Origin of the sequence: Leptolyngbya sp. NK1-12 (assembly GCF_032598965.1) — a bacterium.
Lineage (GTDB): Bacteria > Cyanobacteriota > Cyanobacteriia > Elainellales > Elainellaceae > Elainella.
Genome location: NZ_CP053586.1, coordinates 2,642,628 through 2,656,665, shown reverse-complemented (window position 1 = coordinate 2,656,665; position 14,038 = coordinate 2,642,628). Strand labels below are relative to the sequence as shown.

Below are 14,038 nucleotides of genomic sequence, written 5' to 3'. Positions count from 1 at the left end.
CAAATTACTTACGTTAAAGTCGCTATGGAACTCACGATCGAATGTCAAAAGCGTCCTGCTGGAAGCAAACCCAATGCCCTGCGTCGTCAAGGGCTTACTCCGGCTGTGCTCTATGGTCACAACGGCACTGAGTCGGTCGAACTGACGCTCAACACCCGTACAGCTCAAGCTCTAGTGAAGAAAGCGTCATTGAACAATACGATGATTCAGCTCAACGTTTCAGACATGCCTTGGAATGGGAAGGCGCTGCTGCGAGAAGTGCAAGTCCATCCTTGGCGGGGCGACCTCTACCATCTCAGCTTTTTCTCGGTCGGTTCCCAGGCAACAGTGCAGGTAACGGTACCGCTGCATTTTGTGGGCGATGCCATTGGCGTCAAGCAAAATGGTGGCACCTTGGACACGGTGTTGACCGAGCTGGAAGTCATTTGTTCTCCCAACAACGTGCCCGAAACGATTGAAATCGATGTAGCCAAAATGGATGTGGGCGATGCCCTGCATGTAAACGAGCTGCCCCTGCCTGATGGAGTTACGGTAGTGGGAGAAGCCGATCGGGTTGTGGTAAGCGTGCTGGGTTCTAAGTCAGCAGCTACCTCAAGTGATGCAGCTGAATCTTAATTAATTTGCCGTTCAGATTGAAAGTTCGCTGAAGCCGGGGTCACTACCCTGGCTTTTTGATAGCAATTTGCCGTATTGATAACAAAGTAACGCACTTCAACAGCCGCTATGACTGATGCAACTCTGCCCCCGCTGATCCAACAAATGCTGCAACCGGACTTTTATCCCCATCCGGTGACGAGCCAGCCGGCCCCAATCGCCAGCGCCAATGTCGAATATCCCGAAGAATTTTATCCATCACCCGCTGCCGCCGTTCAGTTGATTCAAACCCACATCTCCTATGTGCTGCTGACCGGGGAATTTGCCTACAAGGTGAAGAAACCCCTGAACTTCGGCTTTCTAGATTATTCAACCCTGGAGGCTCGTAAGCATTTTTCTGAAGAGGAGTTGCGATTGAACCAGCGCGGGGCTGCGGAGATTTACCTGGAAGTTGTGCCAATTACCCAAACCGGAGACCGCTATCAGCTCGGCGGAGAGGGAGACATAGTCGAGTATGCCGTTAAGATGCGGCAGTTTCCCCAAGATACGCTGCTAACTAACTTGTTCGAGCGGGGAGAGCTAACGCCCGATTTAATTCAGCAACTGGCGCGGGTGATTGCCGAGTTTCACCGCAAAACCACTACTAACGATTACATCCGCAGCTTTGGTGAAGTATCCCAGGTGCGGCAGGCGTTCGACGAAAACTTTGAGCAGACCGCACAGTATATTGGCGGCCCCCAAACCCAGCAGCAGTTTGACGAAACCAAAGCCTACTGCGATCGCTTCTTTGCCGAACAGGAACCCCTATTTAAGCAACGAATTGCCGCTGACCGGATTCGTGAGTGCCACGGCGACTTGCATCTTCGTAACATCTGCTATTGGAACGGCAAACTGCTTCTATTTGACTGCATCGAGTTCAACGAGCCATTTCGCTTTGTGGACACGATGTATGACATTGCCTACATTGTGATGGACTTAGAGGCCCGCAATCGGCCTGATCTCAGCACGCTGTTCCTCAACACCTATGCAGAAGAAACTGGCGATTGGGAAGGACTTCAGGTATTACCGATCTACATCAGTCGCCAAACCTACGTGCGAGCCAAAGTCACCTCCTTTTTGCTCAATGATCCAGGTGTACCCCACCACGAAAAACAAGTGGCGCATGACACCGCAGCTCTTTACTATCGGCTAGCTTGGCAGTATTCCCAATCCCGGCAAGGTCGCCTGATCCTGATGTGCGGCTTGTCCGGTTCTGGTAAGAGCACAACTGCTCGACAGGTTGCTGACAAGCTGGGCGCGATTCACGTCCGTTCCGATGCCGTGCGCAAACATCTGGGCGGCGTTCCCCTCTATGAGCGGGGTGGAAACGAGCTGTATACCCCGGAAATGACCCAAAAAACCTATGAGAAACTGCTGGAGTTGGGTACTGCGCTAGCACAACAAGGCTACACCGTAATTCTAGACGCCAAGTACGACCGGCAAGCTCTGCGGCAAGCGGTAATCCAGCAAGCAACCACCGCTCAACTGCCGCTGCAAATTATTCACTGCGATGCCCCTAGAGAACTACTACAACAGCGGCTGCAACACCGAACTGGAGACATTGCCGACGCTACAGTCGATCTGTTAGCCAAGCAGTATCTAGAGCCATTCGACGACAGCGAACAGGTTTATGTCAAAACTATTGATACCAGCACATCGGTTGAGCAACAGCTAGCAAACGCGCTATAAGGGAAAGGCAACACCAAGATAGCCAGCCTTGTACCAACCCAACTCCAACGAAGGAATTAATGCCGGTTTACGCCTCTGGATTGTCTTTATGATTGCCTTTTGGCTAGTGGGCATCCGGGCTGAGCTTTGTATTGCCTTGGGAGCAATTGGTGGGCTGGCATCCGGCTGGCTAGTTGCCAACTGGAAAGCCGACAAGGTAGAGGCGAAGCCCAGCGCTCCAGATAAAGCACCTGAAGCACCGCTGGCTCCCTTTGAAGTGCTGCGCCGACCTGCCGAACGCCTTAGACTGGGGGAGCGCTTTCGTCGATTAGGCTCTGGGCGAAGACTACCCAAGCTGCCTAAACGCCGACCAACAAAGCGCTTGTGAGGGACTCAACCCATCCCTTGCAAATATTGCTGATAGCCAACCTGATCAAGCTTGGCCTGTTTGTCCATTACCATTTGCTGCAAACTCCGGCGATATTGCTGCACCTTCTCTAGCAGTTCCGGTTGGTGGCTAGCAAGCATCTGCACCGCTAACAGACCAGCATTTTGGGCATTGCCAATCGCGACAGTGGCCACTGGAATGCCCGCTGGCATCTGCACAATCGAATAGAGGGAGTCTACACCCTGAAGATGACGGCTAGGAACGGGCACACCGATCACAGGTAGAGGCGTCAGAGAAGCCACCATGCCAGGGAGATGGGCCGCACCGCCTGCTCCAGCAATGATGACTTTGAGGCCACGCCGATGAGCGGTTTGGGCATAGTCCACCATCCGTTCGGGAGTGCGGTGAGCAGAGACAATTGCTACTTCATAGGACACACCGAATTCTTCGCAAACAGCGATAGCTTTTTGCATAGTGGGCAAGTCCGAGTCGCTGCCCATAATAATGCCGATAGAGGGAGAGGCCATAGGTTAGTTTTCAGTTCTTAGTTTTGAGTGTTGAGTTGAGAGGAGATGGGGGATTTTGAGCTTGAATTTGAGCTTGAAACAGATTGGCAAAGAGCAACGTCACCTCAAGTGCCTTCCTTTCATTAACTCAAAACACTGGCTCCGCAGAGGCAAGCTACAAAACTCAAAACTCAAAACTCAAAACTCAAAACTTAATCATTACTCCTCTTCGGAGTCTTGGGAGTCTTGATCTGATTGCAGGAGATCGGTGGCTTTGCTGCCCAGCAGCCCAAAGATAGCGCCAATACCCATGTTCCAGGTGGCATTACAGGTTTCAAACACGCGCGTTTGAGGCTGAGAGAGATTGCCATTGGTGGCAAGCCAAATCGAACACCCACCGGAGAGTAGCGTAAAGCTAGTGGTGGTGAAGAAAACCAATAGAAACGCTAGGTTGAGATTGAAGTTAGATTTCACGGTTGTTACTGGTTAGTTGGATGAATCCTTGACTTGGATGCAACCACTGTAAGGATATTGACCACGGTTGTTTTCTGGAAGTTCGGCTGAGTTTCTGGGAGTTCTGAGGAGTTTGGCTGATTTTATTTGCTGATTTCATGCCCTAGCCGACCCAATTCGAGTCTTTTTGATTAAGCCATTGCGATCTGCCAGCATTCGCGAGCAATCGCCCAGTCTTCTTGCGTATGAATTACCATCACAACTACGCTGGAATCGGCGCTAGAGATGACCTGATCGCGAGGACGGCCACTATTCCTGTCGAGATCTAGCTGCAATCCCATATAGGCAAACGCGGCACAAGCTTCAGCTCGAACATTGGGCGCATTTTCACCGACACCAGCCGTAAATATCAGCACATCCAGCCCACCCAGGCTGGCAATCATCGCGCCAATGAATTGCTTCAGCCGTTCAATGTACATATCAAGCGCAAGCTGGGCACGAACATCGCTATCGGCAATTGCCTGCATCACTAGCCGCAGATCGTTAGAAACGCCCGAGACCCCGAACAATCCCGATTCTTGATTCAGGATCGTTTCCAGCTGCTCGGCGCTATAACCCTGCTCCCGGATCAGATAGAGCAAAATGCTGGGGTCCACAGCCCCAGAACGACTTCCCATCATCAGGCCATCCAGCGGCGTGAAACCCATTGTGGTGTTGATACTGTAGCCGTCTCGAATCGCCGCCAACGAGCAGCCATTGCCCAAATGACAGGTAACGATGCGCAGCTCCTTCAAATCCCGATTCAGCAACTGAGCCGCCCGCTGAGCGCAGTAGCGATGACTAGTGCCGTGGAAGCCATAGCGTCGAATGCCCTGTTCAGCCCAGGCGTAAGGAACTGGATAGAGGGCCGTGCGTTCTGGCATGCGGGCATGAAAGGCAGTATCGAAAACGGCCACCTGGGGCAGATCGCCCAGAATGGCTTCGATGGCTTCGATACCTTCCAGATTGACCGGGTTATGAACTGGGGCAAGGTCGGCCAACTCAGCAATCCTGGTCTTCACGTCTGGCGTAATCCGAACGCTGTCTTGGTAATACTGGCCGCCATGCACGACTCGATGCCCAACCATGTCAATTTCTGAGGCCGAGGCCAGCACCTGCGTGGCACCGCTCCACAGCGTATCCAACATCTGAGCCATCACCGGTCCACGAGACTGCAACGGAATTTCTGCCTTGTGGATTGCGCCATTCGCTGTATTTACCTTAAGTTCAGCAATTCCCGGTTGATGCGTCCAGTCAATTTGGGCCTCCCAGAGCGGAACGGGCGGCAAATCCGGCAGTTGCTCACCATCGATCTGATACAGGCAGCTCTTCTGGCTGCTCGATCCCGCATTCATCACCAAAATCTTCATAACCTGCTCGACTCTAGCGTGGTTAGTGTATTGAGTTGCCGCTGTGCTAGCAGTGGATGTTCCAAAAACACCTGCAAGTATTCAGTTGCTTGTTTTCAGTTTGCCGGAAACCGCTGGTTGGGTGTAGTTGGCCAGATTGCAACCCGTTCAAAATCTTAGGAAAGATTAACTTTATTGCCAGAATCACCGCTTGGTCACCATTTTTTGGTAGAAATGCTGCTTAAGGACTTCATTCCTGATCACGTTTTAAGGAGAGGAGCATTGTTCACGTCAACCTTACTCGCGGTAGTCGCTAGAACCCCGGATTGGACCCCCTCCATCGGGTTGATCATGCTGGCTTGCAACGTTGTGGCGATCCTGATTGCCAGAGCGACCGTCAAATATCCCAACGTCGGACCAGGGATTCCTGTTTTGTCAGATGTTGCGGGTCTCAGCTTACCAGCTCTGCTAGGAGCTACTAGCCTAGGTCATATCCTGGGGGCTGGTGTAATTTTAGGCCTCACCAACACCGGCACGCTTTAAGTTAGTTTTGAGTGCTAAGTTTTGAGTGTTAAGTTCTTGGCTTGACTCAAGCTCAGATCAATTTCACGACCAGGGCCTTGTTGCCCTGTTTTTTTTAGCAAAGTTGCCAGTCGTTACTCCTGCAGCTTACTCCCACCCCCTACCCTCCACCCCCTACCCCCTACCCCCTACCCCCCTACAAAGCAGATATGATGGTCATTACTCCTATGGTCCCTTCCGAGGCAGATCTGGCCTATGAACTGGTGGCAAAAGCTGAAGCAGAATAATCTGGCTCGATTCGGCGCAATCGTGCTGCTGATTTTCTATTTGACGGTGATTTTCGCTGAGTTTGTCGCCCCCTATAGTCCGTTTACCTCTCAGCCGGATGGCTCACTGCTGCCGCCAACCACCATCTACTGGCGCAATCAGGAAGGCGAGTTGATTGGTCCCCATGTCTACCCCACCACGCAGGGGCCGGTCAGCTTAGAAACGGGTGAGCGAGAATTGCGTGTCGATCGCTCTCAACCGTCTCCGGTGCGCTTGTTTGTGCGCGGTGAAGAATACCGCTTTCTCACCATTCGTTTACCACTGCCCACGCGCTTGTCTTTGACCAATCCCGGCATTCAAGAGGTGGTGCTTTTTCCTGGCTTTAAGGGCGATCTGCATTTGTTTGGCACAACCGGTCCAGGCAAGCTGAATCTGCTGGGAACCGATGAGCAGGCCCGCGATCAGTTTAGCCGTCTAGTCTATGGCGGACGCATCAGTTTGTTTATTGGCATCGTGGGTGTGGCGATTTCTTTTCCCCTAGGAATGTTGATAGGCGGCATTTCCGGCTATTTTGGCGGCCTAATTGATGCGGTGCTGATGCGGGTGGTGGAAGTGCTGATGACCATTCCCGGCATTTACCTGCTGGTAGCGCTGAAAGCTGTTTTCCCGCCCACACTGTCCAGCTTTGAAGAGTTTTTGCTGATTACCCTGATTACCTCGTTTGTGGGCTGGGCTGGACTAGCGCGGGTAATTCGAGGCCAAGTGCTGTCGATTAAAGAGCGCGAATTTGTCCAGGCGGCCAAGGTAATGGGCGGTCAACCGCTCTATATCATCCTGCGACATGTGCTGCCCCAAACGGCTTCCTACATCGTGATTTCAGCAACGCTGGCGATTCCTAGCTTTATTGTGGCCGAGGCCGTCCTCAGCTTGATTGGCTTGGGGATTAAGCCGCCCGACCCATCTTGGGGCAACATGCTGTCCCTCGCTACCAACGCCTCGATTCTGGTGCTGCAACCCTGGCTGGTCTGGTCCCCGGCGATTCTGATTGTGCTAACGATTCTGGCCTTTAACCTATTGGGCGATGGGCTACGAGATGCCCTTGATCCACGCAATACGCAGCGGTAAGTTACTAAACCGGACTCTGTCCATAGAATGGCAACGCCTCTGACCAATGCGGATGTTTCCCCGCCTGCCAGTCCAAATATGCGAGTTCGAGAATTGCCGCCGCTGTTTTTCCGAGTTCGCCTTCGGCTTGCACTAATTGATAAGGGCGATCCCAAGTAGCTAGAAGCTGCCGCCATTGCTCCAGACTCATGACGGCATCCGGCAACAGGGCGGTAATGCCAGTTTGAGCCGACTCACGATTGATTTGATAAATTGCTCCATGCACCTCGCCTCGCTGGGCAGCCATCTGAACGGCAATGGTAGCCGCAGAATCCTCGCCTGATTCGCTCCAAGCAACAGCAGCCAGGGTTGAAATGGCGAATAAGGGTAGATTGAGCTGCTGCGCCAGCGTCCGAGCGGTAACAACGCCGAGTCGGGTACCTGTGAAGCCGCCTGGACCTCTAGCCACCGCAATCAAGGCTAAATCTGTCCAAGCCTGCGGCTGAATGAATCTTTGCAGATACAGATGCAGATAATTGGAAACCTCACGGCCCAGTGCCCAGGTTTGACAGCGGCAGTCGCCAGCAAAGTTGCTAATTGCCAATCCCAGATCAGAACTAGCCGTGTGGATTGCCAAGCCATAGTGAGGGGAACGGAGGAAAGTAGTCAAGGTCCGCTGAAGTGAACACTGCAATTCAAGGTCTCAGCCATTATCCTCTAAGGTAGACCTTTTGATCGGCAAGCATGATGATTTTGACAGGGCAGCTTTCGCTGGTTCCGTGGCTCCGCACCACCTGTTGGCATTCTAGGATAGGATTGCTGTTGCTAATTTCTCTGGCCGTAGGGCAGTGCGGCTGTCAGCCACTGAGTCTCAATCCAAACCCGTTGGTGCAAGCTTCGGTAAAAGACGAGGTGAACAACCAAGACCAGTCTCTGCCAACCCAGCCGCAACTAGCTTCTGCTGAACCCTCTAACCGCAGGAAAGTAACCTCTGCCCAAACCTCTGCCAAGACGGAGCCACTCATCGTGCAGTTTGACTTTGCCGCTGATTTTTCAGAAGGATTAGCCGCCGTCCGCATCAAAGAGCGGTATGCCTACATCGACCAGACCGGCACCCCGGTGATTAAAGTTGATCCGAGCTTAGATGGCGTATCAGCCTTTGCCGAACAGCGGGCGGTTGTGCGGGTAGCAGATTTCTATGGCTATATGGATCGGGCAGGTCGAATTGTGGTCGATCCCCAATTTGCGGCAGCCAATTTATATTCGCAAGGACTAGCGGTGGTCAGGACCGGACGCGGCTACGGCTATATCGATCGCACTGGCACACTCGCAATTGAACCCGAATTCACGCTGGCTAGCGATTTTGCCGAAGGGATGGCCGCCGTCAAGCTAAACGACCAGTACGGCTACATTAACCTGATGGGCGATTGGGTGATTCAGCCCCAATTCGAGGATGCCTGGAGTTTTACCGAATCGCTGGCTGTAATCAAACAAGGCGAACAATGGGGCTATATTGATCGAGCGGGCAAAGTCACCATTCCTCCTCAGTTCGACGGAGCCTTTGCCTTTTCGGAATCCCTAGCCCGCGTGCGGCAGGGCAACCAATGGGGCTTTATTGATCAACAGGGCAAAATGGTGATTTCTCCCCGCTATGACTTCGCCTCTGATTTTTCCGAAGGACTGGCTGCTGTCTTAGTGGGCAACCAATGGGGCTACATCGACAAAACCGGCCAGGTAGCCATACCACCCCAATTTGACTTTGCTGCCGATTTCTCGGAAGGGCTGGCTGCTGTGACCGTGAACAACCAGGTTGGCTTCATCGACAAAACCGGCAAGCTGCAAATTGCGCCCCAATTCGACAAAGTAGGTTCCTTTTCGGAGGGCTGGGCCTGGGTGCAGACAGGCAGTCAGTGGCGGTACATCAATGCATCTGGGCAATTTCTGACATTGGGAGAAGTGAGATAGCAGGCAGCAGGCAGGGATTGTATCAAATCCGGTTGATTAGCCAGCATTTGCGTAGAGGCGTTTCGGCGAAACGCCTGTACAATCCAGAATTTCGGCGAAACGCCTGTACAATATTGTGTTTTGCCAAAACGCCTGTACAATCCAGCGTTGCAATTAGGGCATTCAGCCGGATTGGATAGTATTGGTTATTCGGACCTAACCAATGACAATCCCACCCCAACTGCTGCCACTAACCTAAGCTTTGTTACGGAATCGGGACTGTATGCAGCAGGCGCTCGATCACCAGTTTGCTTTTTTGGTTGCCGGTGGTAATTAGGCGATGGGCCAACACATAGGGCGCTAGAAACTTCACATCATCGGGAATGGCATAGTCGCGTCCGTCTAGAAAGGCTTGGGCCTGTACCGCTCGCTGTAGGGCAACCGTACCGCGCGGGCTGACGCCTAAAATCACCTCTTCATCCTGACGGGTGGCGCGCACCAGTTCCAGCATATATTGCTGCAAGTGAGTTTCTACCCGCACCTGGGCACAGAGCTGCCGTAGGGTTTGCACATCGGCTAACGAAATACAGGGCGTCAGTTCCTCTACGGTGATTCCTTGCTGCAACCGCTGCAACATCTGCAATTCCTCTTCAGCGCTGGGGTAGCCCAAACTAAACGAGAGGGCAAACCGATCCATCTGGGCTTCGGGGAGGGGGAACGTGCCCTGATATTCCACCGGGTTCTGGGTAGCAATTACAAAAAATGGCCGCGGCACATGGCGGGAAACCCCATCAGTTGTCACCTGCTGTTCTTCCATTACTTCCAGCAAGGCAGACTGAGTGCGGGGCGTTGCCCGGTTAATTTCGTCAGCTAGCAGCACATTGGCAAACACCGGACCCGGCAAAAACTCGAATTCTCCCTTGCTGGGATTCCAAATATTGGTGCCCGTCACATCCGCCGGTAGCAAATCAGGCGTACACTGAATCCGCTGGAACTGTCCGTCAATCGACCGAGCTAACGACTTCGCCAACAGAGTCTTGCCCACACCAGGCACATCTTCGAGCAGCGCATGGCCGCCAGAAAACAGGGCCACCAAGACCAGCCGAATCGCCTCACTTTTACCGACAATGGTTTGACCTAGATGTTCAATCAGCCGCTCGACCGTTGCTCTCATGCCATCCTCGCTTTTGGGTTCTCAGCATTAGTCATACCCACGGATTGTCAAATTGTGACCAGCCAAGGGACAGAAATCCGGTGATGGCTGTTATTCGTCATTCGTCGCCAACTGCCCTCAATCTTCTGACTCCTGGCTCCCGTCGGCTGACGCTCTGGGAAGCCTGGCTCCTGGCTCCTTAGCAATTTAGGATTCCAGCTAAACCTGCTGAGCTGCCAACCCTAATCGCGCTTGCTCGGCATCCCGCTGAATTTGTGCCTTCAAGTCATCCAGAGAGGTGAACTTCTGCTCAGGCCGCAAAAACTGTTCCAAACTCACGGTCAAGGTTTGGCCGTATAAATCGCCGCTCCAGTCCAACAAATGCACCTCGACGCTGATCTGCTGACCGTCTACCGTAGGTCGATAGCCAATATTCATCACGCCAGGTTGTTGACCCAGTTCTGCCGACTTCACCCAAACGCTGTAAACGCCACAGCAGGGCAAAAATTTGTCATCGGGTAGCTGCAAATTCGCCGTTGGAAAGCCGATTGTGCGGCCCAACTGTTTGCCGGTTATCACTTCACCAACTAGGGTGTAGGGCCGACCCAGGAGTTGGTTGGCGCGATTCAAATCGCCTTGACTGAGGGCTTGACGAATCGCTGAACTGCTAATTCGTTCTCCCTGATGCAAATGCAAGCTTGCCACCTCGACCGGAATGCCGTACTGCGCCGCAATTCGCTGCAAATCCGCTATTGTTCCGGCTCGCTTGCGGCCAAACCGAAAATCCTGCCCAACGCTAATCCACCTAGCTTGGAGGCGCTCTACTAAAATCTGTTCCACAAACTCCTGAGGCGTCAGATTCGCCAGTGCCCAATCAAACGGCAGCAAAACCAGTTGCTCAATGCCAAGGGTCTGGAGATATTGCGCCTTCTCAGAGATTGGCGTTAGCAGCAAACGCCGCTGACCTGTAAAAAATTCTTGCGGGTGTGGGTAAAAGGTAACAACCGTTGGTATGGGTGCTGCATCTGTACCAAAACTGCCTGTCTCCGAACTGACACCATGAACTGCCCCAGCCAGAACAGGCAAACCAACTCGCGCTGCCACAGCCACTGGTTCAATTACGCGCTGATGCCCCCGGTGTACCCCGTCAAAATTTCCTAGGGCAATCACCGTCGGTGTTTTAATCGTTTCTAGAGAAGAAGTTATCCACACGCTTTACATTTTGACACATAACGGCTGACTTCGTAAGCCATGTTCCGCAACTAGGTCCGCAACTAAATTCCGCAACTAAATTCCGCAACTAAATTCCGCAACTAAATTCCGCAACTAAATTCCGCAACTGGCGGCTGACTGTTTAATCTGGTCACAGCATCGACTAAACAGAAGCCTGGGTCAAACCGCCGCTTTCGAGTCGGCTCTGATACTCTCAGCATTGGAATTTTCTTTAGCATGGTCAGCGTTGGAATCGACGTTCACAGCAGACAGCAGATCAATCTCTAAGCCTTCCCACGCCACTAAGCTATTGGGAAATTGCCGTGCCGTATCTGCTTTGACCTGATCCATGAAATTATCATCGTGCAGCGGATCGTGGTGGAAAATCACTAGCTTTTTGACATTCGCGGCCCGAGCTACTTTGACGGCTTCTTGCCAGGTCGAATGGCCCCAGCCCACTTTACTCGATTGTTCGCAGTGGTACTCTTCGTCGGTGTAGGTGGCGTCATAGATCAGCACATCGGCATGGCGAGCCAGCCAGAGGACATTTTCATCTAGGCGATCGGGATAGTGCTCGGTATCGGTAATGTAGGCCAGCGCGTGCCCTCGCCAGTTGACTCGATAGCCAACCGCTTCGCCGGGGTGATTCAGCAGGGCATTTTCGACCAGCACCTCACCCACGCGCACCGTTTCGCCCATTTCCAGGTCATAGAACTTCAGGTCTGCTCCCATAATTTGCAGCGGGACCGGAAAGTTGGGATGCAGCATCTGGTCGTTGAGCCGCTGCTCAATCGTTGAGCCGTTAGGAGCCACGGCTCCATAGATGTGAAACTGGTTGCCCTTGACAAACGCCGGCACAAAAAACGGAAACCCTTGAATATGGTCCCAGTGGGAATGGGTAAAAAACAGGTGGGCTTCCACTGGCATCTGCGACAGCAGCGATTGACCCAAGACCCGCAAGCCGGTGCCACCATCAAAAATCAAGCGATGGCCGCCAACCTGGACTTCGATACAGGACGTGTTGCCACCGTACCGCACCGTACTCTGCCCCGGACAAGCAATACTGCCTCTCACTCCCCAAAAACGAACCGTGAATTGGTCTTGCTTATTCGACATGAGCGTTTCTCGCCAGATTTCACCACGCCTGAGTGAATGATTGTGTTTAGATTGTGCTTGGCCTCTACTTTAGCCTGGTTCCAGTCTCAAATACTTTAGGTGAATGCTTGCAGTAGTCGCTCGGTCTGGAATTATTTAAAGTCAATTCAGAATCATTAATTCTCGGTCCGGAAGGTGCGCCTGATTCGCAAGTGCGTCTGAAGATTGCTCAGACATGATCCTAAATTGCCTCAATCGGTCTGTTCAGATTGATTTGCCCAGACTAAGTTTGCCCAAATTAAGCCTAATCCAACCCAGTCATCCTAACTAGGGCTAAAAACTGCAAGTGACCTGTAAATGGCTTGAATTACTCGTTCTTGCTAGCGTTGCCAATAGGTCAGCTCTATCAATCAGACTTATCAATCAGATTCGGGAGTGCTAACGAGACGCCAGCAACGAGCCGATGTTCGCACTCTATCCGATCAGGTTGAGTAACGTAATAACTGCTTGTTGCTATCGTTCCTTGCTATCGTACTGACCGGTGGTCGGAAAAATTAGCTGGGGACAACGAGTATGCGATTGTCAAATTTCGCTGTAGGGCATGCCATTGGCACGGGTATCCACAGTCTAAATTTGCTCTCTCCATACATATTAGGAAAACTAGCACTTCTACGGCCACTCCATACAAGAGTTGAAGCTTGACTACAAAATCTTTACAGAATTCTAGAACCGCCGGTAGGCCGAGCTTCAGGACGGATGAACGTGGTAGAACTGGCGATTTTGTAACTGGGTAATACCAACGGCACAGGTGAGGTCATATTGCAGTGGGGTCACGGTAATGTAGTTTTGCCGAATCGCTTGAACATCGGTGGGAATTTGTTGAAACCAGGCCAAATCCAGATTAACTCCCTTGAGCTTAAAGGCTTCTACCGATTCCAGCTCGGGGTCGGCGCTGTCTTCGATCACTTCACCAGCTAGCCAGTAGTAGGTTTTGCCCCTCGGATCAACTCGCTTTTCAAACTGATCAAAATAGCGCCGCACGCCTTGACGAGTAATCACTACACCGGCGATTTCCGCCTCACTCACTGCGGGAACATTGACATTCAGCAGCGTCGCTTGAGGCAGCGGACCGTGGCTGAGCTGTTCGAGCAGCATTTCGGCGAAATTGGCCGCCGGTTGAAAATCCTGGGCGGAGAAGCTAGTCAGACTGAAGGCAATGCTGGGAATGCCCTCGATCACGCCTTCCATCGCCGCCGACACCGTGCCGGAATAAAGCACATCAGTGCCTAGGTTAGAGCCATGATTAATCCCAGACAGCACCATATCAGGCGGTTCCGCCAGCAGTGCTCCCAAAGCCAGCTTGACACAATCCGACGGCGTTCCCGAACAAGCCCAAGCCTGAATCGCCGGATGGAACACCGACTCGACCTGATCAGCCCGGATGGGTTTATGCAAAGTCAGACCATGCCCGGTGGCAGACCGTTCCCGATCTGGACAAACGACTGTAATTTCATGCCCAGCCGCCGCCAATGTATTTGCCAGGGTGCGGATACCCAACGCAAAAATGCCGTCATCGTTGCTAATCAAAAGCTTCATGGAAATGCCAAAGAAGAAATAGGAGGGTTAACTTTGAATGGGTTTGGATGGGTGGACGATCCAAATCCAGTTTAGAGGGCGAATGGTGCGGATTTGGAATTGGCTACCG

General features: G+C 52.4%; 14 protein-coding genes. 6 read left to right on the top strand and 8 right to left on the bottom strand.

All coding sequences use genetic code 11. From position 1 onward, the window contains the following. The first annotated feature begins 24 nt into the window (after positions 1-24). The 3 genes from HJG54_RS11170 to HJG54_RS11160 all read left to right on the top strand — a co-directional run bounded on the left by HJG54_RS11170 (position 25) and on the right by HJG54_RS11160 (position 2,689). Entirely contained in the window at positions 25-615 is a 591-nt protein-coding gene (locus HJG54_RS11170) for a 50S ribosomal protein L25/general stress protein Ctc (protein ID WP_316434996.1), read from the top strand. 108 nt (positions 616-723) lie between these two features. Next, the gene (locus tag HJG54_RS11165; protein ID WP_316434995.1) at positions 724-2,322 is read left to right on the top strand and encodes an AAA family ATPase; all 1,599 of its coding nucleotides are present in this window, start codon (positions 724-726) and stop codon (positions 2,320-2,322) included. A gap of 28 nt (positions 2,323-2,350) precedes the next feature. Then, complete coding sequence (locus HJG54_RS11160; protein ID WP_316434994.1) at positions 2,351-2,689, top strand: hypothetical protein; 339 nt, start codon at positions 2,351-2,353, stop codon at positions 2,687-2,689. A 5-nt stretch (positions 2,690-2,694) separates the two neighbouring features. On the opposite strand, the gene purE is transcribed toward HJG54_RS11160, so the two are convergent. The 3 genes from purE to HJG54_RS11145 all read right to left on the bottom strand — a co-directional run bounded on the left by purE (position 2,695) and on the right by HJG54_RS11145 (position 5,057). Next, positions 2,695-3,216: a 5-(carboxyamino)imidazole ribonucleotide mutase gene (gene purE, locus HJG54_RS11155; protein ID WP_316434992.1), complete on the bottom strand. Its 522-nt coding sequence runs from the start codon at positions 3,214-3,216 to the stop codon at positions 2,695-2,697. A 198-nt stretch (positions 3,217-3,414) separates the two neighbouring features. After that, on the bottom strand, positions 3,415-3,669 hold the full coding sequence (locus HJG54_RS11150; protein WP_211620882.1) for a hypothetical protein: 255 nt from the start codon (positions 3,667-3,669) through the stop codon (positions 3,415-3,417). A 170-nt stretch (positions 3,670-3,839) separates the two neighbouring features. Then, the gene (locus tag HJG54_RS11145; protein WP_316434990.1) at positions 3,840-5,057 is read right to left on the bottom strand and encodes an acetate/propionate family kinase; all 1,218 of its coding nucleotides are present in this window, start codon (positions 5,055-5,057) and stop codon (positions 3,840-3,842) included. 261 nt (positions 5,058-5,318) lie between these two features. On the opposite strand from HJG54_RS11145, the gene psaK reads away from it, so the two are divergent. Together psaK and HJG54_RS11135 are read left to right on the top strand one after the other, a co-directional pair. Beyond that, positions 5,319-5,579, top strand: coding sequence for a photosystem I reaction center subunit PsaK (gene psaK / locus HJG54_RS11140; protein WP_036008992.1), 261 nt, complete (start codon positions 5,319-5,321; stop codon positions 5,577-5,579). A gap of 234 nt (positions 5,580-5,813) precedes the next feature. Continuing rightward, entirely contained in the window at positions 5,814-6,950 is a 1,137-nt protein-coding gene (locus HJG54_RS11135; RefSeq protein WP_316434987.1) for an ABC transporter permease, read from the top strand. A 4-nt stretch (positions 6,951-6,954) separates the two neighbouring features. On the opposite strand, the gene tsaB is transcribed toward HJG54_RS11135, so the two are convergent. Further along, on the bottom strand, positions 6,955-7,599 hold the full coding sequence (gene tsaB / locus HJG54_RS11130; RefSeq protein ID WP_316434985.1) for a tRNA (adenosine(37)-N6)-threonylcarbamoyltransferase complex dimerization subunit type 1 TsaB: 645 nt from the start codon (positions 7,597-7,599) through the stop codon (positions 6,955-6,957). Between the two features lie 74 nt (positions 7,600-7,673). Here tsaB and HJG54_RS11125 point away from each other — a divergent pair, with 74 nt between their 5' ends. Further along, positions 7,674-8,894, top strand: a complete 1,221-nt coding sequence (locus HJG54_RS11125; protein ID WP_316434983.1) for a WG repeat-containing protein — start codon at positions 7,674-7,676, stop codon at positions 8,892-8,894. 244 nt (positions 8,895-9,138) lie between these two features. On the opposite strand, the gene HJG54_RS11120 is transcribed toward HJG54_RS11125, so the two are convergent. The 4 genes from HJG54_RS11120 to surE form a co-directional block, all read right to left on the bottom strand. Next, positions 9,139-10,047, bottom strand: coding sequence for an AAA family ATPase (locus tag HJG54_RS11120; protein WP_316434981.1), 909 nt, complete (start codon positions 10,045-10,047; stop codon positions 9,139-9,141). Positions 10,048-10,245: 198 nt separating this feature from the next. After that, positions 10,246-11,238 (bottom strand): bifunctional riboflavin kinase/FAD synthetase, encoded by a 993-nt coding sequence (locus tag HJG54_RS11115; protein ID WP_316434980.1) that lies wholly within the window; start codon positions 11,236-11,238, stop codon positions 10,246-10,248. A gap of 180 nt (positions 11,239-11,418) precedes the next feature. Then, entirely contained in the window at positions 11,419-12,354 is a 936-nt protein-coding gene (locus tag HJG54_RS11110; protein ID WP_316434978.1) for an MBL fold metallo-hydrolase, read from the bottom strand. Between the two features lie 726 nt (positions 12,355-13,080). Beyond that, positions 13,081-13,929: a 5'/3'-nucleotidase SurE gene (gene surE, locus HJG54_RS11105; RefSeq protein WP_316434977.1), complete on the bottom strand. Its 849-nt coding sequence runs from the start codon at positions 13,927-13,929 to the stop codon at positions 13,081-13,083. Between the last annotated feature and the right edge of the window lie 109 nt (positions 13,930-14,038).